This window comes from Pantoea sp. NSTU24 (genome assembly GCF_050157905.1).
In the GTDB taxonomy this organism is placed as follows: domain Bacteria; phylum Pseudomonadota; class Gammaproteobacteria; order Enterobacterales; family Enterobacteriaceae; genus Pantoea.
Window position 1 is genome coordinate 2,123,112 of sequence record NZ_JBKIWZ010000001.1, and the last position, 20,340, is coordinate 2,143,451.

At 56.2% G+C, this 20,340-nt stretch carries 19 protein-coding genes, 2 tRNA genes and 1 pseudogene; 11 read left to right on the forward strand and 11 right to left on the reverse strand.

Features of this window, described 5'->3' with window-relative positions; genetic code table 11:
- The first annotated feature begins 236 nt into the window (after positions 1 to 236).
- Complete coding sequence (locus ACLHDD_RS10000) at positions 237 to 410, forward strand: hypothetical protein (protein WP_427103999.1); 174 nt, start codon at positions 237 to 239, stop codon at positions 408 to 410.
- A gap of 75 nt (positions 411 to 485) precedes the next feature.
- Here the strand turns inward: ACLHDD_RS10000 and ACLHDD_RS10005 are convergent, their stop codons facing one another.
- From ACLHDD_RS10005 to ACLHDD_RS10020, 4 genes and pseudogenes are all read right to left on the reverse strand, one after another.
- On the reverse strand, positions 486 to 767 hold the full coding sequence (locus tag ACLHDD_RS10005; protein ID WP_427104000.1) for a hypothetical protein: 282 nt from the start codon (positions 765 to 767) through the stop codon (positions 486 to 488).
- 263 nt (positions 768 to 1,030) lie between these two features.
- Positions 1,031 to 1,837, reverse strand: coding sequence for a hypothetical protein (locus ACLHDD_RS10010; RefSeq protein ID WP_427104001.1), 807 nt, complete (start codon positions 1,835 to 1,837; stop codon positions 1,031 to 1,033).
- Between the two features lie 9 nt (positions 1,838 to 1,846).
- On the reverse strand, positions 1,847 to 2,299 hold the full coding sequence (locus tag ACLHDD_RS10015; RefSeq protein WP_427104002.1) for a universal stress protein: 453 nt from the start codon (positions 2,297 to 2,299) through the stop codon (positions 1,847 to 1,849).
- Between the two features lie 7 nt (positions 2,300 to 2,306).
- Positions 2,307 to 3,091, reverse strand: a pseudogene (locus tag ACLHDD_RS10020) (IclR family transcriptional regulator).
- A 149-nt stretch (positions 3,092 to 3,240) separates the two neighbouring features.
- Between ACLHDD_RS10020 and ACLHDD_RS10025 the strand changes: the two are divergent.
- The 3 genes from ACLHDD_RS10025 to ypdK all read left to right on the forward strand — a co-directional run bounded on the left by ACLHDD_RS10025 (position 3,241) and on the right by ypdK (position 6,147).
- Positions 3,241 to 4,839, forward strand: coding sequence for an MFS transporter (locus ACLHDD_RS10025; protein WP_427104003.1), 1,599 nt, complete (start codon positions 3,241 to 3,243; stop codon positions 4,837 to 4,839).
- 2 nt (positions 4,840 to 4,841) lie between these two features.
- Entirely contained in the window at positions 4,842 to 5,870 is a 1,029-nt protein-coding gene (locus tag ACLHDD_RS10030) for an HlyD family secretion protein (RefSeq protein WP_427104004.1), read from the forward strand.
- 202 nt (positions 5,871 to 6,072) lie between these two features.
- On the forward strand, positions 6,073 to 6,147 hold the full coding sequence (gene ypdK / locus ACLHDD_RS10035) for a membrane protein YpdK (RefSeq protein ID WP_099257831.1): 75 nt from the start codon (positions 6,073 to 6,075) through the stop codon (positions 6,145 to 6,147).
- A gap of 51 nt (positions 6,148 to 6,198) precedes the next feature.
- On the opposite strand, the gene alaC is transcribed toward ypdK, so the two are convergent.
- Positions 6,199 to 7,431, reverse strand: coding sequence for an alanine transaminase (alaC, locus tag ACLHDD_RS10040; RefSeq protein ID WP_427104005.1), 1,233 nt, complete (start codon positions 7,429 to 7,431; stop codon positions 6,199 to 6,201).
- A 117-nt stretch (positions 7,432 to 7,548) separates the two neighbouring features.
- Positions 7,549 to 8,073 (reverse strand): GNAT family N-acetyltransferase, encoded by a 525-nt coding sequence (locus ACLHDD_RS10045; protein ID WP_427104006.1) that lies wholly within the window; start codon positions 8,071 to 8,073, stop codon positions 7,549 to 7,551.
- A 277-nt stretch (positions 8,074 to 8,350) separates the two neighbouring features.
- Here ACLHDD_RS10045 and ACLHDD_RS10050 point away from each other — a divergent pair, with 277 nt between their 5' ends.
- Together ACLHDD_RS10050 and ACLHDD_RS10055 are read left to right on the forward strand one after the other, a co-directional pair.
- Positions 8,351 to 10,021: a LytS/YhcK type 5TM receptor domain-containing protein gene (locus ACLHDD_RS10050; RefSeq protein WP_427105194.1), complete on the forward strand. Its 1,671-nt coding sequence runs from the start codon at positions 8,351 to 8,353 to the stop codon at positions 10,019 to 10,021.
- Positions 10,018 to 10,746, forward strand: a complete 729-nt coding sequence (locus ACLHDD_RS10055; protein WP_427104007.1) for a LytR/AlgR family response regulator transcription factor — start codon at positions 10,018 to 10,020, stop codon at positions 10,744 to 10,746. Before ACLHDD_RS10050 ends, ACLHDD_RS10055 begins: the two co-directional genes overlap by 4 nt.
- A gap of 98 nt (positions 10,747 to 10,844) precedes the next feature.
- Here ACLHDD_RS10055 and glk read toward each other — a convergent pair whose 3' ends face one another.
- Together glk and ipdC are read right to left on the reverse strand one after the other, a co-directional pair.
- Positions 10,845 to 11,810 (reverse strand): glucokinase, encoded by a 966-nt coding sequence (glk, locus tag ACLHDD_RS10060; RefSeq protein WP_279768440.1) that lies wholly within the window; start codon positions 11,808 to 11,810, stop codon positions 10,845 to 10,847.
- Positions 11,811 to 11,970: 160 nt separating this feature from the next.
- Positions 11,971 to 13,623 carry an indolepyruvate decarboxylase gene (gene ipdC, locus ACLHDD_RS10065; RefSeq protein ID WP_427104008.1) on the reverse strand — a complete coding sequence of 551 codons (1,653 nt, stop codon included), beginning with the start codon at positions 13,621 to 13,623 and terminating at the stop codon, positions 11,971 to 11,973.
- Positions 13,624 to 13,842: 219 nt separating this feature from the next.
- Between ipdC and mgrA the strand changes: the two genes are divergently transcribed.
- The gene (gene mgrA, locus ACLHDD_RS10070) at positions 13,843 to 14,832 is read left to right on the forward strand and encodes an L-glyceraldehyde 3-phosphate reductase (protein WP_427104009.1); all 990 of its coding nucleotides are present in this window, start codon (positions 13,843 to 13,845) and stop codon (positions 14,830 to 14,832) included.
- A 167-nt stretch (positions 14,833 to 14,999) separates the two neighbouring features.
- On the forward strand, positions 15,000 to 15,401 hold the full coding sequence (locus tag ACLHDD_RS10075) for a DUF2502 domain-containing protein (protein WP_313653720.1): 402 nt from the start codon (positions 15,000 to 15,002) through the stop codon (positions 15,399 to 15,401).
- 39 nt (positions 15,402 to 15,440) lie between these two features.
- Here the strand turns inward: ACLHDD_RS10075 and ACLHDD_RS10080 are convergent, their stop codons facing one another.
- Complete coding sequence (locus tag ACLHDD_RS10080; RefSeq protein WP_427104010.1) at positions 15,441 to 16,682, reverse strand: Nramp family divalent metal transporter; 1,242 nt, start codon at positions 16,680 to 16,682, stop codon at positions 15,441 to 15,443.
- A gap of 369 nt (positions 16,683 to 17,051) precedes the next feature.
- Here ACLHDD_RS10080 and ACLHDD_RS10085 point away from each other — a divergent pair, with 369 nt between their 5' ends.
- Positions 17,052 to 18,242 (forward strand): NupC/NupG family nucleoside CNT transporter, encoded by a 1,191-nt coding sequence (locus tag ACLHDD_RS10085; RefSeq protein ID WP_427104011.1) that lies wholly within the window; start codon positions 17,052 to 17,054, stop codon positions 18,240 to 18,242.
- Positions 18,243 to 18,510: 268 nt separating this feature from the next.
- Here ACLHDD_RS10085 and ACLHDD_RS10090 read toward each other — a convergent pair.
- Positions 18,511 to 18,586, reverse strand: a tRNA-Ala gene (locus ACLHDD_RS10090).
- 44 nt (positions 18,587 to 18,630) lie between these two features.
- Positions 18,631 to 18,706: transfer RNA gene (locus ACLHDD_RS10095), tRNA-Ala, on the reverse strand.
- 358 nt (positions 18,707 to 19,064) lie between these two features.
- Here ACLHDD_RS10095 and ACLHDD_RS10100 point away from each other — a divergent pair.
- Together ACLHDD_RS10100 and ACLHDD_RS10105 are read left to right on the forward strand one after the other, a co-directional pair.
- Positions 19,065 to 19,853 (forward strand): formate/nitrite transporter family protein, encoded by a 789-nt coding sequence (locus tag ACLHDD_RS10100; protein ID WP_427104012.1) that lies wholly within the window; start codon positions 19,065 to 19,067, stop codon positions 19,851 to 19,853.
- Positions 19,854 to 19,964: 111 nt separating this feature from the next.
- Positions 19,965 to 20,318, forward strand: coding sequence for a YfeC-like transcriptional regulator (locus tag ACLHDD_RS10105; protein ID WP_427104013.1), 354 nt, complete (start codon positions 19,965 to 19,967; stop codon positions 20,316 to 20,318).
- Positions 20,319 to 20,340 lie beyond the last annotated feature (22 nt).

Sequence of the window (20,340 nt, forward strand, 5' to 3'; positions counted from 1 at the left end):
ATAATGTAGTTGTAAAAGTTTTCAGGTGAAGATTATTTTCGCTTGATTTTGGGATTATTCTCTCTGATAGTATTTATTATTCAGCCCATTCTTATTTTCTTATTTCTGTTTGCCGCAAAATTCAGCACATTGAAATATTTCGTCATATCTTCTTAAATAACTCTACAAAGCCTGCATCTTCACTCCACTTTTTCAGCGTAGTGTTAATCTCACCGGAAAAGAGGAGAAGACTTCCGATGAAGAGATTAATCAAAGTCGCTTCGGTCGTTGCACTGATGACGTTATTAAGCGGGTGTATCATCAGTCCCCGACATGAAAATGGCTGGCACCGGGGAGGTGGCGGCGGGTATCACGGAGGCTACTATGGAGGCTATCACGGTGGGTATCATGGCGGTCACCATCGCCACTGACGGGCAAAGATGTCACACAGCATAAAATAAAAGAAATGTTCATTAAGGGCGGGATAATTATCCCGCCCGTTTTATTTAGCTTTTCAGCGCATAATTACACTGGAACCACGCCTTCTGCAGGCCCGGAATATGACTCTCCTGCGCAGGCAGCGCCTCGACTTTATCAAATCCTTTATTGTTGCAGTAATTCGCCAGGTCGATATCCATCGCATCACGATTGACCTTCAGTGGGTCGAAACGATACTGCACAGTATTTGAGATCGGATCTTCATCTACACGTTCAAATGCCCCGGGCTTGCTGGCAGTACAGCCTGTCAGCAACATCAGCGCGACCGCGCTGGTAATTAATTTTTTCATCAGATTGTCCTCACGTTGCCGCGCAGTTTAAGACGCAGCCTGTCACGCATCTATAGGATAAATACGCGAAAACCGAATATTTCGAAACTTTTACCGATTGATTCAATACGATTAAATGGCTGTTACTATCATCAGAAAGATGACAGTATGAATTCAGACACAACGAAGACTGCACCACACCAGGAAATGCCAATAAAAAGACTCTGCCTCTCTCTTCCCTGCCCGCGTTTAGCGGGCTTTTTTTCGCCCGCTATTGCTGCCCGTTACTGGCCACTTATTGCAATCATTCTACGTAACAGGTTGGCGGCGCGCTTGTCAGGTAATGCGAGAATCGCACTGTAGAGATCGATTGACATGGCACACAGCGAGGAGCGATCTACGGCGGTGTCAGCAGGCATGTTCAGCTGCTGCAGCCTGTCGCCCCACTTCTGATAAAGCTGGCCTGTGATCGTTTGCAGATCGTCCTGCGCCTGCGTCTTATCCAGTGGCTGTTCAGGTGGCGGGCTGTTCAGCAGCAGCTGCTCCATCGCTTCCGCCTCTTTGCGATTCAGCGCCGGTGACAGCGTCGTCTGCAGATTAATGCCCCCACTCACCTGCGGATAGAGATAACGGAAGCAGAGGACCGGATCGATCCGGTTCAGCGCCTGCATCTCTTCAACAGAGACACTGATGTAATTGACGACAGCTGCATCCGTGCCGCGCATCAGCCGCTGATTAATTACCTCAATCAGCCAGCCACGCAGTTCTCCCGTTGCCTTTTCTGCCGGTTCACCGGCGCGGATACGCCGCGTCAGTTCCTGCGTGAGCAGCAGCCAGAGCGTCGGCTCCTGCGTCTGCAGCACCCGAAAGCCGGGCATCTTTGTCAGCTGGCTGACCGCCTGCTCGCGCTGAGCAGCCTGCAGCCGTTGCGGCGCGACCCAGCTGAACCAGAGCAGATTGGCCAGGATCAGTGGCAGCAGAAAAATGATCAGCCCCTGCCAGAGGCGCAGCCGGGTCGTTTTAATCAGCACAATGACGATCAGCGCCAGCAGCGCAAATGCCGCCAGCGTCATAACAGGCAGTGAATTCATACTGCGGGATTAATCCTTACGCACGTCAATCAGCACAGGACAGTGAGCGCGTTCAATAACCGACGCACTGACTGAGCCTTTTAACAGCCGGTTGAACGAAGAGAGATGACGTCGCCCCATAATAATCATACTGGCCTTGAGCTGTTGCGACTGGGTTACGATGGTATCAGCCGCCTCGCCCGCCAGAATCATGCCTCGTGCATCGATACCCGCACGCAGCAGTGGTGCCAGCGCATGGCGAACCGCCATTTCTGCCGTATTCTGTTCATCCTGCGCCGCCACAAAATCGGCCGGGTCTTCACCTGCATCGATCTCCATCGGCTGATTGCAGGAGGAGTAGGCCGGATCGACACAGCAGAGCACCACGACGCTGGCGCGATGCGCCAGCGCCTCTTCAATCGTTAACGCGACCACTTTTTCCGCTATCGGAGAGTGGTCGATAGCCATCAGCAGGGTTTTCATCAGGGGCTTATCCTTCAATCGCGGCGACTTTGCCGATTTCACGCATCAGCGCCTCTTTGCACTTCAGCATCTCGTCACGAAAACGCGCTTCATGGCGCAGAAAACGGGCAGAGGGCACCAGCAAAGAGACAGAAAAACGACCAAATAGCGTATCCAGCGCAAACGCCATGGTCGAGACACCTTCCAGCGTTTCCCCCGATCAACGGCGATACCGGTTTCGCGCACTTCTCTGATCAGCTCCAGCAACTGCGGCAGCGTTTTCACCGTCATATCGGTTAACTCCTGCCAGGCCTCACCGACGATCGTCCGCACATCTTTTTCACACTCCAGCGCCAGCAATGCCCGGCCACCGGAGGTGCTGTAGAGCGGCAGATTAAGTCCCATGTGCGGCACGACCCGCAGCTCACGCGACGCCACCACATGGTGAATAATCGCCAGCTGGCTGCCGCTGGCTCGCGCCAGTGAGACGGTTTCGTTGGTATCAGAGGAGAGTTTTTCCAGCAGCGGGCTGACCAGATCGACCACATCGGTGTGAACGCTGGAGATCAGTTTTAACAGCGCCGGCCCCAGACGTAAGCCGCCTGCACCGGTGCTGCGCACCAGTTCTGCGCTGTCGAGCGCAGCGACAATACGCTGGACCGTTGAGCGGGGCAGCGCGACCGCCTGCGCGATCTCGCCCAGGCTCATGCCGCCCGGCTGCTCGCCAAGGGCATTAAGAATTTTTGCCGCGCGGGCAATGACCTGAATACCGCCCGATTTTTCATCCTCACGGCTGGAGGGTTGATGTGCCATAGCGTCGTCCTGTTTGAGCTGCCTTACTGTAGCGCGAATGACGCACGTTTTACACCCTGTACCACATTGCAATACAGCATACCGGTATGTAATATTACACCCTGTATCACATCGCAGTACACTGCATCACAATAATGAGATCGCCTGCAATGAATAGCCCGCCTGCGTCTGCGCCGGCCCCCCACCCATTTACACTGCGACTGGCGCTCGGCCTGGTCGGTGTGCTTATCGCCGCCCTGACCTCCGGGCTGAACGATCGCGTCAGTGATATCGCCCTGGCCGATATCCGTGCCGCTATCGGCATCGGCAACGATCAGGGTAGCTGGATTATTTCCGGTTATCAGGCGGCCGAAGTGGCTGCCATGATGATCGCGCCCTGGTTTGCCGTCACCCTGTCGCTGCGGCGTTTTACGCTTGGCGTCTCTGCGGGCTTTATGCTGACCGGATTCCTGCTGCCGCTGGTGCCGGATCCCACGCTGTTTATCAGCCTGCGTGTTCTGCAGGGGCTCTTTGGTGGCGCCTTACCGCCGATGCTGATGACCGTTGCCCTGCGCTTCCTGCCGCCGCCGTTTAAGCTATTTGGTCTGGCGGGCTATGCCCTTACCGCCACGTTCGGTCCCAACATGGCGGCTTCGCTGGCGTCGTTGTGGACCGATCAGGTCAGCTGGATAATGGTGTTCTGGCAGGTGGTGCCCGGCATGCTGATTGCGATGCTGCTGATCGGCTGGGGGCTGCCTCAGGATTCGCTGCGGACGGAACGCTTTCAGCAGATCGACCTGTTTGGCATGGCCACAGGCTGCAGCAGTGTGGCGCTGCTGGTTCTGGTGCTGACGCAGGGTGAACGCCTCGACTGGCTGAATTCGCCGCTGATTGCCGGTATGCTGCTGACCGCACTGCCGCTGCTGCTGGTGTTCCTGATCAATGAATGGTTTCACCCACTGCCGCTGTTCAGACTGCAGATGCTCCGGCGCCCCAATCTGGCGCACGGGCTGCTGGGACTGGCCTGCGTACTGATTCTCGGGCTGTCCGGCTCGGCGCTGCCGTCGGTCTATTTTGCGCAGGTCAGCGGTTTTCGCCCGATTGAGTTTGCGCCGCTGGCACTGGCGGTCGGCCTGCCGCAGTTGCTGATCGCACCATTGATTGCTGCCCTGCTCAATATCCGCTGGATTGACTGCCGCTGGGTGCTGACGGCAGGCGTCGGCCTGCTGGTCATCGCCTGCCTGCTTGGCACACAGATCACCAGTGACTGGGCGCGACAGAATTTCTGGCTGTTACAGATCCTGCAGGCATTCGGACAGCCGATGATCATTCTGCCCATACTGATGAGTGCCACCAGCGTGGTCGCGCCGCCTGAAGGCCCCTTCGCATCAGCGATGTTTAACACCGTGCGCGGGTTTTCCAGCATCGCCGCCTCCACGCTGGTTGAGGTTTTTCTCTCACACCGTGAGCAATTTCACTCCAGCGTCCTGATCAATCAGGCGGCCGGCCACAGCTGGCTGATGACCGCGCCGACGGCTGCACAGGCCAGTCGCAGCCTGCCGCTGCTGCCGGATGGCAGCATCAGCGCCAGTGACAATCTCAGCGGTTTCGCCACTCTGGTGAGACATCAGGCGACGGTGCTCGGCCTGAGCGACAGCTGGCTGATGCTGATTGGCTTCGCCGCCTGCCTGTTAGTGCTGACCGCCATCCTGCCCAAACGGGTCTGGCCACCGCAGACTTTGATTCAACCCCCCTTCCGGAATAAGTGAATATGCGTGCTTTCGAATTAAAAAGAACCCTGCTGCTGAGCCTGTTGTTGCTGGTGCTCCTGGCTCTGGCCTTTGTGGTCTGGTCACTGATGAGCGGAAACGATCATCGAACCAACGATGCTTACGTCAACGCCGATTACACGCTGGTTGCTCCCCGGGTATCGGGTTATATCAGCCGCGTTGAGGTGCAGGACAATCAGCCGGTCAAAGCAGGCCAGCTACTGGCCACCCTGGACGATCGCGATTACCGGGTCGCACTGGAAAGTGCCAAAGCCGATCTGCAGGTGAGTCAGGCGAAGCTGCTGAGCAGCCAGGCGCAACTGGAACAGCAGCAGTCAGTTATTGATCAGCAGAGGGCCAGCGTGGCAGCCAGCCAGGCGTCCGCACAGTATGCCGGGCAGAGCGCCGATCGCTACAATCGCCTCTATAAAAGCGGCACGGTGGCCGCCGACGACCAGCAAAAAGCCAGCTCAAATCAGCGTTCAGCCCTGGCGGCTGTGCATCAGAGTCAGGCAGCGCTGGCGTCGGCCATGAAACAGGTAGGTGTGCTCAAGGCTGCGGTACGTTCGGCGGAAGCCGATGTCGCCGCAGCAAACGCCAGCGTCGATCAGGCCAGACTGAATCTCTCCTATACCCGGATTACCGCGCCGGTTGATGGAATGGTCGGTCAGCGCACGGTGCGTACCGGGGCATTTGTTTCGGCCGGTACCCGTCTGCTGGCGGTGGTGCCCCTGCAACAGACCTACATCACGGCTAACTATCTTGAAACGCAGTTAAGCGATGTGCGTCCGGGTCAGCGGGTCACGGTGCAGGTGGATGCGCTGCCAGGCCTGACCTTTACCGGCCATGTAGACAGTATCGCTCCGGCAACCGGGGCAACTTTTTCTGCCATTGCACCCGATAACGCGACAGGCAACTACACTAAAGTGGTTCAGCGTCTGCCGGTGAAAATTGTGCTGGATAGTGACCAACAGCATCTGGCCCAGTTACGTGTCGGCATGTCGGCAATTCCCAAAATAGACGTGAACTGAAATTGTGAGCAATATCTCAGAACGGACCTATTTCAATTGGTCCGGATTCCGCGTAAATTAGCGCACGATCCTGTTCTGAGTTATTCAGATCAACCCGGAAGCGAGGCAGCCAGAGAAAACAGTGGCGACCTCGATTCCCTGTCTGTTCGCGTTGCACTGGTCTGGGATCGCCATCATCGTAACCGCTCAGAGGAGTTGTTTTGTGAAATATGCCTTGATGGGAATATCATTTTTCGCGTTACTTTGGTTCGGAACCTTCGTTCTGCTGCTGAAGTAATGGCGCGACAGTGCCGCTACGGGGCGACCTCTGAGTCGCCCCTGCGGGCCGTTACTCTGCTTCTTCTGCTTTCAGACTGCCTGGCAGGACACCATCAGCACGGAACATCGCTTTAATCCCCCGCACCGCCTGACGAATACGATCGCTGTTTTCGATCAGCGCAAAACGTACGTGTGTATCGCCATAGTCGCCAAAGCCGATACCCGGTGAAACACAGACTTTCGCCTCCTGCAGCAGATGCTTAGCAAACTCCAGCGATCCCAGATGCGCATAGTGGTCAGGAATTTTTGCCCAGACGTACATGGACGCTTTCGGATTATCTACCATCCAGCCCGCCTCATGCAGACCCTTCACCAGCACATCGCGCCGCCGTTTATACTGCTCTGCAATATCGCGTACGCACTGCTGATCCCCCTCCAGCGCCGCAATCGCTGCCACCTGCAGCGGTGTGAAGGTGCCGTAGTCATGGTAGCTTTTGATCCGCGCCAGCGCGGCAACCAGCTCTTTGTTGCCAACCATGAAACCGATACGCCAGCCCGCCATGTTGTAGCTTTTTGACAGCGTGAAAAACTCGACGGCGACGTCGCGTGCGCCTGGCACCTGCATGATCGACGGCGCTTTCCAGCCATCGTAAACGATGTCGGCGTAGGCCAGATCGTGGATCACCAGCACGTTATACTGTTTCGCCAGCGCGATGACCCGCTCGAAAAAGTCCAGCTCCACGCACTGCGCCGTCGGGTTAGAAGGAAAGCCCAGAATCATCATTTTTGGCTTGGGATAGCTTTCGCGAATCGCACGTTCCAGCTCGTTGAAGAAGTCGACGCCCGCGACCAGCGGCACCGAGCGCACCTGCGCCCCGGCGATCACCGCGCCATAGATATGAATCGGATAGCTGGGGTTGGGCACCAGCACGGTATCCCCGTGGTCCAGCGTCGCCAGCATCAGATGCGCCAGCCCCTCTTTGGAGCCAATGGTCACAATTGCCTCTGATTCGGGATCGATCTCCACCTGATAGCGGTCGGCGTACCAGCGCGATATCGCCCGCCGCAGACGCGGAATACCGCGTGAGGTGGAGTAGCCGTGAGTATCGTCACGCTGTGCCACCTGGCATAGTTTTTCCACGATGTGCGGCGGGGTCGCCCCATCCGGATTACCCATCGAAAAATCGATGATATCTTCGCCGCGCCGGCGCGCAGCCATCTTTAATTCAGCGGTGATGTTGAAAACGTAAGGGGGTAAACGATCAATACGCGAGAAACGACGGGGTGTGCTGTTATCAGCCATGAGAACCTCTGGATTACGTAAGCGCCCGGACCGTCCGAGCGACGCGGGTCACGGTGGTGACCCGTTACGAACATAACGTGCTGAGGATCATTTTGTCGAGTGTGGCGGAAAATATTTTTATTGTTGCGGATTCAGCCGTCCCAGCAGCCAATCGTTCACCCAGCAGCCGTTCAGCAGATAATTATCCCGTAGCGTTCCCTCAAGCTGAAAACCGTTTTTCTCCAGAATACGGCGGGATGCCCAGTTTCCCTCAATGACCATCGCCTTGAGTTTGTGAAAATCGGCATCGAACAAAAACTGGCACAGCGCGGCCAGCGCCTCACTGCCATAGCCCTGGCCGCAGTGGCGATGCAGCAGCATGTAGCCGACCTCCGCCTGGCGATGCGGCACCCACTCGGGGCTACAGCCAAACAGGCCAATCGGCTCACCATTATCCCGTCGGCGCGCCACCAGGCAGAGCATGTGAAAGCTGCTCGCCTGCCAGGGGGCAAGACGCTCGGTGAAACGCTGGCGGATATCCGCTTCGTCCGGAATTTCGCTGACCCAGGTCATGGTGTCACGATCTTCATGCACGGCGCGGAACAGTTGCCAGTCTTCCGGCTGCAGTTTGCTCAGGATCAGTCTGGGGGTAAAAAGTTGCATGTGCGGCTCCCGATGGGCGCAATTTTCCAGCGGTCGCTGAAGTGCGTTATCGCGCAACATAGCAAAACGCGATTACACCGACCAGCCCTGGCAACGGGAAAACGGTTCCCCTTATGCTGACTCAACATTTCCCCTTTTCGTCCAGATGCCCTGAATATTGATCTGAAACAGGCTATCCCGGCCTGTGTCATCAGGACGCTGGCGGTTCCCGATCACATTTTTTATCATAGCGAGACTTTCCATTGCCGATGAGTCGCCCGTGTCCTCCCACTTTACGATGTTACTGGCAGTGTTTGATCGCGCCGCCCTGATGCTGATCTGCCTGTTCTTTCTGACGCGTACCCGCCCGTTTCGTCAGCTGCTGCAGAAAGATGAACATACCCGTGCGGAGAAAATCGCGGTGACCGCCATCTTTTCCCTGTTTGCGCTGTTCAGTACCTGGTCGGGTGTGAATGTCGACGGCTCGCTGCTGAACGTGCGGGTGATCGCCGTGATGGCCGGCGGTATCCTGTTTGGTCCCTGGGTCGGCATCGCGACCGGCAGCATTGCCGGCCTGCACCGCTTTCTGATCGACATTCACGGCGTGACCTCAGTGCCCTGCCTGATCACCAGCATCATTGCCGGAATCGTGGCGGGCAGCATTAACCGCCGGGTAGTAAAGGAGCATCGCTGGCAGGCCGGTATCCTCGGCGGCATGCTGTGTGAAGCCCTGACGATGTTGCTGATTGTTCTGTGGGCGCGTCCCACTTCACTCGGGCTGGCGATCGTGTCGGAGATTGCCCTGCCGATGATCCTCGGCGCCTCCAGCATCGGCATTATCGTGCTGCTGGTGCAGAGCGTGGAGGGTGAGAAAGAGGCAATCGCCGCCCGACAGGCCAAGCTGGCGCTGGAGATCGCCAACAAAACCCTGCCGCTGTTCCGGCAGGTCAACAGCGACTCGCTGCGCAACATCTGTGACATTATCCGCCGGGAGATTAAGGCCGATGCCGTCGCGATGACGGATAAAAAGCAGATTCTGGCCTATGTCGGCTACGGCGAACACAACTACCAGCATGGAGATGATGGCATCAGCCCCACCACGGCGCAGTCGATCGCCAGCGGCAAGATTATTATCAAAAACAACGATGAAGCGCACCGCACTAAAGATATCCATTCGATGATCGTGATCCCACTCTGGGAGAAAGGCAAAGTGACCGGCACGCTGAAAATTTACTACCGCCGCGCCTACCGCATCACCGGTTCGCTGAAGGAGATGGCGATCGGCCTGTCGCAAATTATTTCCACCCAGCTTGAGGTGTCACGCGCGGAGCAGCTGCGCGAGATGGCCAATAAAGCGGAACTGCGCGCGCTGCAGAGCAAAATAAATCCCCATTTTCTGTTTAACGCGCTGAATGCAATCTCCTCCTCCGTCCGGCTTAATCCCGACACCGCCCGCCAGCTGGTGATTAACCTGTCGCGCTATCTGCGTTACAACCTGGAGCTGAATGACGACGAGCTGATCGACATCCGTAAGGAGCTCTGGCAGGTCAAAGATTACATCGCCATTGAGCAGGCACGGTTTGGTGACAAGCTGACGATGATCTATGACGTCGATGACGATCTGCATTTTCTGCTGCCAAGCCTGCTGATCCAGCCGCTGGTGGAGAATGCCATCGTGCACGGCATTCAGCCCTGCAAGGGCAAAGGCGTGGTGACGCTGAGCGTGCGGGATCTGGGCGATCGGGTGAAGATCGCGGTGCGGGATACCGGCCACGGCATCAGCGATGACGTGATGGCGCGGGTGGCGCGCAATGAGATGCCCGGCAATAAAATCGGCCTGCTCAATGTTCACCACCGGGTTAAACTGCTGTCGGGCCAGGGCTTGCAGATCGTACGGCATCAGCCAGGCACCGAGATAGCCTTTACGCTAAGCAAGAATGGCCAGCGTCTGGCGGAGAATCTGTTATGAAAGCCATTATTGTGGAAGATGAATTCCTGGCGCAGCAGGAGCTGAGCTGGATGATCCAGCATCATAGCAAAATTGAGATTGAGGCCTGTTTCGACGATGGCCTCGACGTGCTGAAATATCTGCAGCAGCATCGGGTTGATGTCATTTTCCTCGACATCAATATCCCCTCACTGGATGGTATGCTGCTGGCGCAGAATATTCATCAGTTTGCGCATAAACCGCTGATTGTGTTTATTACTGCGTGGAAAGAGCATGCGGTAGAGGCGTTTGAGCTGGAGGCGTTTGATTACATACTCAAGCCCTATCAGGAATCGCGGATCGTGACCATGCTCAATAAGCTGGAGGCCACAGCCCAGGTGCAGCAGGCGGTCAATCCGCTTCACGCCGCCTCCGCGCCGCAGACGGTAAATCTGATCAAGGATGAGCGGATTATCGTCACAGACGTGAACGATATCTACTATGTGGAAGCGCATGAAAAGCTGACGTTTGTCTACACGCGGCGCGAATCTTACGTCATGTCGATGAACATCACCGAGTTCTGCTCCCGGCTGCCGGAACAGCAGTTTTTCCGCTGCCATCGTTCCTACTGCGTCAGCCTCAGTAAAATTCGCGAAATTGAGCCATGGTTCAACAATACCTATCTGCTGAAGTTGCGCGATCTGGAGTTTCAGGTGCCCGTCAGCCGCAGCAGGGTGAAGCAGTTCCGACAGCTGATGCGTCTGTAGGCAATGCGCCCAGGCAGAGAAAAAAACCGCGGCGCAGAGTTTCCGATCCGACATTGTGAGACAGGGCGGATCGAAAACTCATGCGGGATAAGGCAGGATCAGAGAATGCGACCCAGCGTCTGACGCAGATGCGCGCCCGCGCCCAGCAGGCCAGGCTGATCGTGCGTGATCATATAGACCGGGATGCTGGCAACATAGTCACGGAAGCGTCCCTTATCTTCAAAGGCCGCCCGGAAGCCGGAAGCCTTAAAGAACTCCAGGAAGCGAGGCACAATGCCGCCCGCGATATAGACACCGCCAAAGGTGCCGAGATTCAGCGCCAGATTGCCACCGAAACGGCCCATGATGACGCAGAACATCGACAGGGCACGACGGCAGTCGATGCAGCTGTCATCCAGCGCACGCTGGCTCACATCTTTCGGCTTCAGGTTTTCCGGCACGCGATTATCGACTTTCACAATCGCCCGATAGAGATTAACCAGACCGGCGCCTGACAGCACGCGTTCGGCTGAAACATGGCCCAGCTCTTCGCGCAGCACTTCCAGAATCTGATCTTCTTCTTCACTGTTTGCCGCGAAATCGACATGGCCGCCCTCGCCCGGCAGGCTTACCCAGCGCTTGTCAACGTGCACCAGATGGCTCACGCCCAGTCCGGTTCCGGCCCCATAAATCGCGATAGGCTTGTCTTTAACCGGCGCGGTGCCGCCAAACTGAATCACGTTATCGGCGGTCAGCATCGGGATCGCCATGGATACCGCGGTGAAGTCGTTAATGATTTCCAGGTGTTCAAAACCGATGTTTTCTTTGAGCTTGCGCGTGGAAAACGCCCAGTCATGGTTGGTCATTTCAACCCAGTCATCGGTAATCGGGCAGGCAATGGCAATACAGCCATCTTTAACATCCTGCTGTTGTTCATCAAGATAGTGGCGGATGACGGCTTCGAGGCTGTCGTATTCTGATGTTGAGAATGTTTTGGCCTGGGTGATGCTGCCGCTTTCCACCTCACAAAGGGCGAGGCGCGCGTTAGTACCGCCGACATCGCCGACCAAGGCATAGGTTGTCATTCTTCTGTTGCTCCGCTTGGGGTCTTAAGAGTTGGAGGACACTATAAATTTCTGCCCATAAAACAACAACGCTCACCGGTGCGATTGGTGAGCGTCTTACTCAGGTGCGCTACAGCCTAACCGCGATAGGCCACCCTGCACAGCGGCAACTATCTGAATCTTAGCCGCCGTTGCGTTGATTCAGGCAGGCAGTGACTTTTCGAAGCAGCGGCGGCAGATCCGCTTTCTGCATGATCACTTCAATCAGCGACAGCGTCTGAGGTGCAGACAACCGCGCCATCACCTCATCTAACTGCACCGTTTCACTGATGCGCCAGCTCTGCGCCTGCTTCTGCAGGCTAAAGGCGTGCGGCAGGGCCGTCCAGTCCCACTGCGCGATATCATTGTAGCGCTGCGTAGCGCCATGAATCGCGCGTTCGACAGTATAGCCTTCATTGTTCAGTAAAAAGAGTATCACCGGCTGCCGATCGCGCAGCATTGAACCCAGTTCCTGAATGGTCAGCTGCGCCGAACCGTCGCCGATAATCAGGATCACCCGGCGATCGGGATGGGCGGTCTGTGCGCCAAACGCTGCCGGAAGAGTATAGCCGATTGAGCCCCATAATGGCTGGACCAGCAGCTGCGCCTGCGAAGGCAGTCTCAGCGCCGCGGCACCAAAGGCGGCGGTGCCCTGATCGGCTACGATCAGATCGCCTGGCTGCAAAAAGCGCTGCATCGCCTGCCAGAAAGCGTGCTGGCTGATCGCGGCCGCCGGTTCAGCGGACGGCTGGTCAGGCAGCGCGGCGGCGGCGTGCCACTGCGCGCCATAGCGCTCGAACAGCGGCAGCATTTCAGCGAGCGCGTCGGCCATCGACAGCGGCGCAAAATCCTCACCGCCCACCGTGGCGCTGAACGGCTGCAGATCGATCAGGCGTGCCGCATCAAACTGCTGCGTGAAACCGGCGGTAAGGGTATCGGTGAAACGCACCCCGACGCAGATTGCCACATCCACCTGCTCTATCTGTTCGCGTACCTGATCGGCACTCGCTTCACCGGCATAGGTGCCGACAAATCCGGGCTGCTGTTCATCCACGACCCCTTTCCCCATCAGCAGCGAAGCACAGGGAATGGCACGCTCTCTGCGCAGGGCGGCCAGGGCAGACTGCTGCTGCCAGCGCAGCGCCAGAAAGTCAGCCAGCAGAGAAACACGCGCAGCCGGTGCCAGCAGACGTTCCGCCGCCTCGCGGAACGCACGACGAACCGCCGCCGATGCGGGCTGCGCGGTCTGCAGGGGTTGCGTTGGCGGGGCAATTTCCTGGGCCGCGACGTCGACGGCGATCGAAAGATAGCCGGGGCGGCGGGCCTGCAGCGCACTTGCGATCACCCGATCGATTTCCGCCGTGGCGTTATCGGCGGTGAGCTGTGCCGTGGCTGCACTTACCTCCCCAGCCATGCGGATGAAATGCTGAAAATCGCCATCACCCAGCGAGTGATGCACACAGTCGCCCTGGCGCTGCGCCTGGGTCGCCGGGGCGCCGACGATATGAATCACCGGCAGATACTCCGCATAACTGCCTGCTATACCGTTAATTGCACTGAGCTCGCCGACACCAAAAGTGGTCAGCAACGCGCCTGCGCCGTTGCAGCGGGCATAGCCATCCGCTGCGTAAGCGGCATTCAGTTCGTTGGCACAGCCCACCCAGCTGATGACCGGATGTGCGATAACCCGATCGAGAAACTGCAGGTTGTAGTCGCCCGGTACGCCAAACAGATGCCTGATACCGATCTCCTGCAGACGGGTCAGCAGGTAATCTCCAACAGTGAACGTGGACATAGCGCATTCCTTTCAGGGAAGAGTTGGCTTAAGTATCTGACAGACGATTCAATTAGCGAGGCGAGCGGCACATTTCCTCAGCCGCAATGCCTGGAACGCGGGCGTTACGCTGGCAGAATATTCTGTAAAAACGCGAACTGCAGCGCGCTGTCACTGCGTGTAACCGTATACACTGAGAGCGTTCTGGCACATTTTCCCGTTTTTTACCTGGAGCGCTGAATGTCCTCTTTTCCTCATCCCGATCGCTATCAACAGATGGAATACCGCCGCAGCGGTCGCAGCGGAATTAAACTGCCCGCCGTTTCGCTGGGGCTATGGCATAACTTTGGTGACGCGACCCGGGTCGATAACAGCCGTGCTCTGCTGCGTCACGCTTTTGACCAGGGCATTACGCACTTCGACCTGGCCAATAACTACGGGCCGCCACCGGGTTCCGCAGAAGAGAATTTTGGCCGGATCCTGCGTGAAGATTTTCGAGCTCACCGTGATGAGCTGATTATTTCCACCAAAGCGGGCTATACCATGTGGCCAGGGCCCTATGGCGACTGGGGTTCGCGCAAGTATCTGGTTGCCAGTCTGGATCAGAGCCTGAAGCGCATGGGGCTGGAGTATGTCGATATTTTCTATCATCACCGTCCCGATCCCGACACGCCACTGGAAGAGACGATGCGCGCGCTGGACCATGTGGTGCGTCAGGGCAAGGCGCTCTATGTGGCCCTCTCTAACTATCCGGCAGATCGGGCTGCGCAGGCGATTGCCATTCTGCGCGACCTCGGCACGCCCTGCCTGATTCACCAGCCGCGCTATTCGATGTTTGAGCGCACGCCTGAGCAGGGGTTGCTTCAGACCCTGGGAGAGACGGGTGTCGGTTGTATCGCCTTCTCACCCCTGGCGGGCGGCGTGCTCACCGACCGCTATCTGCAGGGCATCCCGGAAGATTCACGCGCGGCCAGCGGCAGCAAATTCCTGAACGAGAGCCAGCTGACCGAAGAGAAGATGGAAAAGGTGCGTAAGCTGAACCTGATCGCTCAACAGCGCGGACAGAAGCTGGCGCAGATGGCGCTGGCGTGGGTGCTGCGCGATGAGCGTGTGACCTCGGTGCTGATTGGTGCCAGTAAAACGGCGCAGATTGATGACGCGGTGGCGATGCTCACCCGCCGTCAGTTCAGCGACAGTGAGCTGTCGGCGATTGATGCGGCCCTGCTTTAATGCGTTTACCGCCCGGCACAGGTCGGGCATTTTCCCGCCAGAATAGTCTCAATCCCCTTTTTCTCCCCAATTTCCTCACAATTTTCCGACACAATAGTGAGGTAATCACAGCACTACGCAGGCTCACTGCGCCGCAACAGCATTACACTGTTGATGAGGAGAATATAATGAAAAGAGCGCTTATTTTTGCTGCCCTGGTGGCACTGCTTTCGCCGCTGGCACACCACACAGCCCAGGCCTCCAGTGCCTCTATTACTCTGGCCCCCGGCGTCACCCTGAATCTTGGCGATCGCGATCGTCGGGGTTACTACTGGGATGGGGGACGCTGGCGTGAACCACGCTGGTGGAATGACCGCTACACCTACAACGAACGGCGCTGGTGGCGTCATGAAGAGTGGCGTCGTCGCCAGCAGTGGGAACGTGAGCGTCGCTGGCATGAGCGCGACCGTGAACGTCGCTGGGAACACCAGCATCGCTGGGATCGTCATGACCATCGCGGCCCCGGCCCGCACGGTTTTGGGCCTCACGGCCCCGGAGGTCCTGGCCCCCACGGCCACGATCGTCACTGACTAAAACGCCCGGCAAACCGGGCGTTTTTTTCAGGCCTCTTACAGCCCGAGCGCTTCTCCCACCAGCAGGTAGAGATTCAGCGCAATCACCAGCACGACAATCAGTCGCCCGGTATTCTGCATCAGGCGGGAGTTAACCAGTTCCTCACCCATCAGCTCGCGATTGCCGGTAAAGGCAAGCAGAGGTATCAACGCCAGCGCAATACCGAAACTCAGCAGCACCTGGCTCATAACCAGCACCCTTGTCGGGTCCCAGCCTGCCCAGATCACAATAAAGGAGGGCAGCATGGTCACGGTACGCCGTACCCAGAGCGGGATATGGAAGCGGATAAAGCCCTGCATCACTACCTGTCCCGCCAGGGTGCCCACCACCGTTGAGGATAAGCCCGCAGCCACCAGGCTCAGGCCAAATACCGTTGCCGCCGCCTGGCCCAGCAGCGGCTGCAGCGTCAGGTAGGCCTGGTCAAGTTCAGCAATTTTACTGTGACCACTGAAGTGAAAAGCCGCAGCGGCGGTTGCCATCATCGCCAGATTGACGAAGCCGGCGATAGTCATCGCAATAGCCACATCCAGTTTGGTCGAGGAGTAACGCTGTCCTTTACTGTCCTCGCTCTTGCCCTGTGTCAGCGCGGAGTGCAGATAGATGACATGCGGCATGATGGTGGCACCCAGCACGCCCGCCGCCAGCAGGACGGCATCCGATGTCGGCAATGCAGGCACAGCCATGCCGGTAACCAGTTCGCGGATGTTGGGCTGCGAGAAGACAAGTTCGACGATATAAGCTGCCGCTACAAACAGCAGCAATCCGCCAATTACCAGCTCAAGCGGCTTCTGCCCGCGGCTTTGCAGCATCAGAATCAGAAAGGTGGCGATCCCGGTCAGCACTGCACCCTGCATCAATGAGATGCCCAGTAGCAGCTTGAAGCCCAGGGCGGCCCCGATAAACTCCGCCAGATCGGTTGCCATCGCAATAATTTCCGCCTGTACCCAGTAGAACCAGACGGCGGGACGGGGAAAGCGATCGCGGATGTGTTCCGCAAGGTTTTTGCCCGTGGCGATACCCAGCTTGGCGGACATCAGCTGGATGAGCATGGCCATAATGTTGGCCCATACTACGACCCAGAGCAGCTTGTAGCCATAGGCCGCGCCCGCCTGAATATTGGTCGCAAAGTTGCCCGGATCGATATAGCCGATAGCGGCAATAAAGGCGGGGCCCAGCAAGGCGAGTTTGACTTTTCTGACTCCGCGAGCGGCACGCTCGGCGGTACGACTCTCAAACATATCCGGTACCCTGTCGACGATTGGCCTGCCCCGACAAGCTTAGGGGTTAACCTGTGCAAGTGAAATTAGTTTATTGTTATCGGTGTAATAGATGCTGCTATAAAGTATAGCCATTGCTATACCTTACAGTAAAGGACGTGATTGCTAAAAATGTGAGCAATAGTGTCACTCTACGCCTCGTGTAAAATATAGACAATGATTATGTGGATATCTGAAGTGAATAATCTGTAAACAGGACGTGATCTCTGGAACTTTTCTGGAAAATATAGCGATAGCGAATACTTATATTGTGGTTCAGATCTCGTTTTTAAGTAACGCGTTACATAGAATACGCAGCAAAATACAATCCTCCTCAAATTTGGAGCAATCATGTCCCATATTTTGCAGTTTCTTCTCGCACTGGTGGTGGTCGGGATACTCTCCCTGCTGGTGAGTCACGATCGTAAATGCATTCGCGTTCGCTACATTATACAGCTTCTTGTTATTGAGATTGTACTCGCCTGGTTCTTCCTGAACTCCGAAGCGGGACTGGGCTTTGTTAAAGGTTTTGCCGGCTTCTTCGACCATCTGCTGAAGTATGCCGCGCAGGGAACCAACTTTGTCTTCGGCAACATGAGCGACAAAGGCCTGGCCTTCTTCTTCCTGAATGTACTCTGCCCTATCGTCTTTATCTCTGCCCTGATCGGTATTTTGCAGCATTTCCGTATCCTGCCGTGGGTCATCCGCGCTATCGGTACGGTGCTGTCGAAAGTCAATGGTATGGGAAAACTGGAATCTTTTAACGCCGTAAGTTCACTGATACTGGGACAGTCAGAAAACTTCATCGCCTATAAAGATATCCTGGGCAAGATGTCACAGCGTCGCATGTACACCATGGCCGCGACCGCGATGTCGACCGTATCGATGTCTATCGTCGGGGCCTATATGACCATGCTACAGCCGAAGTATGTGGTCGCCGCGCTGGTACTTAACATGTTCAGTACCTTTATCGTGCTGTCGCTGATTAACCCCTACCGCGTCGAGAACGAAGACGATCTGCAGCTGCAGGATCTGCATAAAGGTCAGAGCTTCTTTGAGATGCTGGGTGAATACATTCTGGCCGGTTTCCGCGTCGCCATTATCGTAGCCGCGATGCTGATCGGCTTTATCGCGCTGATTTCCGGTCTGAATGCGCTGTTTGACCTGATCTTCGGCATCAGCTTCCAGGGCGTTCTCGGCTATGTTTTCTATCCGTTTGCCTGGATGATGGGCGTGCCGTCTGGCGAAGCGTTGCAGGTCGGCAGTATTATGGCGACCAAGCTGGTTTCAAATGAGTTTGTTGCCATGATGGATCTGCAGAAAATTGCCGGTCAGTTGTCGCCGACCTCAGAAGGGATTCTGTCCGTGTTCCTGGTGTCGTTCGCGAACTTCTCGTCTATCGGGATTGTGGCCGGTGCGATTAAAGGCCTGAACGAAGAACAGGGCAACGTGGTTTCCCGCTTTGGTCTGAAGCTGCTCTACGGCTCAACCCTGGTCAGCGTGCTCTCTGCCGCTATCGCCGGTCTGGTTCTGGCTTTCTGAGCACGATTCTGAGCGTCAAAGGGCGAGCCGGTCTCGCCCTTCTCTTCTGTTTCTCTTTGCCCGCCTGAATCCCTTTCTGCCCTTTCTCGCTGACGCTGCGCGCGCGTTTTAACACTATGCCACAGATAGCACTGTGCCCTGCCTGAGACGACAGTCAGCACGGCAAATAACCTGCAGCAGAAAGAGTCCACGACAACGATTAAGATTCGCGCGAAGCAGCGAAATGATGAGTGATAAGCAGAAGGTTGACAGCGACGTGTCAGAAAAATGGTGGAGATAAGCGGGATCGAACCGCTGACCTCTTGCATGCCATGCAAGCGCTCTCCCAGCTGAGCTATACCCCCACATCTGGAATCGTTTTTCAGTGCCAAACTTTTGGGAAGAAGTTTGGTGGAGCTAAGCGGGATCGAACCGCTGACCTCCTGCATGCCATGCAGGCGCTCTCCCAGCTGAGCTATAGCCCCGAACCGAAAAACTATCGCGTTAAGCGACGGACGGCATAATATGAAACCGCCTCCTGGGTGTCAACGGCAAATTCACATTCTGTGTCTGATCGCTGAAAAAGGCGGCAACCTGCTGGTTTTCAGTAGCATGCCGCAGGGGAAAATCGTGTCGCTTAAATAAATAGCGGGTCTGAACTGTTATTCAGACTGCCCTCAGGTTAATTCCCGGTTAAATATGTTATAGGAATTTTCTTGTCTTCGGCTTTTTCACATGCAAAACTTAGCCCGCTAACTTAGTGGCAGCCGGGACCTTCTCCCGCGCATCCCGCGTCCACCAGGCGTTTACATCCCCTTAATCATAAAAAATTACTGAGATACTATGTCGCTGCATACACCTAAAGAAATCGCCCAACTGGCGATCCAGTCAGGCGTGGCTAAAAGCCGTTCACCTGTCAGCACCCTCTTGATTCTTGGCTTTATGGCAGGCGCATTTATTGCGACCGGCTTCCTGCTGGATCTTCATGTCATTAACTCCCTGCCCGCCGAATGGGGCTCCTTTAGCGGCCTGTTAGGCGCGGCGGTGTTCCCGGTCGGGATCATCATGACCGTGCTGGCTGGCGGTGAACTGCTGACCGGCAACATGATGACCTTACCCGTCGCCTGGTTTGCCCGTCGTATCCGCTTTACGAGCGTGGTGCGCAACTGGTTCTGGGTCACCCTGGCTAACTTCGTCGGCAGCGTGGCCGTGGCCTGGTTCTTTGGACACATGCTGGGCATGACCGAAGGTGACTATCTTAAGAAAACCGTGGCGATTGCTTCTGCCAAAGTCCATGCCGATTTTCTGCACGCCTTTATTTCCGGTATCGGCTGTAACTGGCTGGTGTGTCTGGCGGTATGGCTGGCCTTTGCCAGTAAAGATATGGTCGGCAAGATTTTTGGGATGTGGTTCCCGGTCATGGCGTTCGTCGCTATCGGCTTCCAGCACGTCGTCGCTAACATGTTTATCATCCCTGCCGCTATTTTTGCCGGCCAGATGAGCTGGGCAGAATATCTGCCTAACTTTGTTGCGGTTTTCCTGGGGAATGCCGTGGGTGGTGCTGTCTTCGTCGGTCTGGCCTATTTCCTGGCCTTCCGTCCCGCCGCTGAACCTGTCAGTAATCCGCAGTAATCCTGTTTTGCCTTTTGTCCGGTGACAAAAGGCAATTTCAGCTTCAGTTACTTTCTCACGTTACGTTTTGCTGTAATATGTACCGCTAATGTATTGAACAGGGACAGCATCGTGAAAAAGGAATGGCTTACTCCCGAAGAGCTGGCTGCAGAAACGGGTTACAGTCGGCAAACGGTAAATAAATGGATCAAGCGGGAGAACTGGACAACCACGCCGAAGCCCGGCGTACAGGGCGGCAAGGCGCGTCTGATCCATATCGATGAACGCGTGAAAAGTTTTATTCAGTCAACCCGCAATCTCAACGAACCCGCCGCAACTTATGGCGCCGTCACGAATTCGTTACCTGCGTTATTGATAAGTTCTGTCCAGCAAATGAGTCAGGATGAGCAGGATCAACTCACCGCATTAATCTTACGTGAAGGGATTAAAGGCGTGTTACAGCGACTGGGAATTGGTGAAGCATAAAAAAACCGGAAGCGTAATGCTT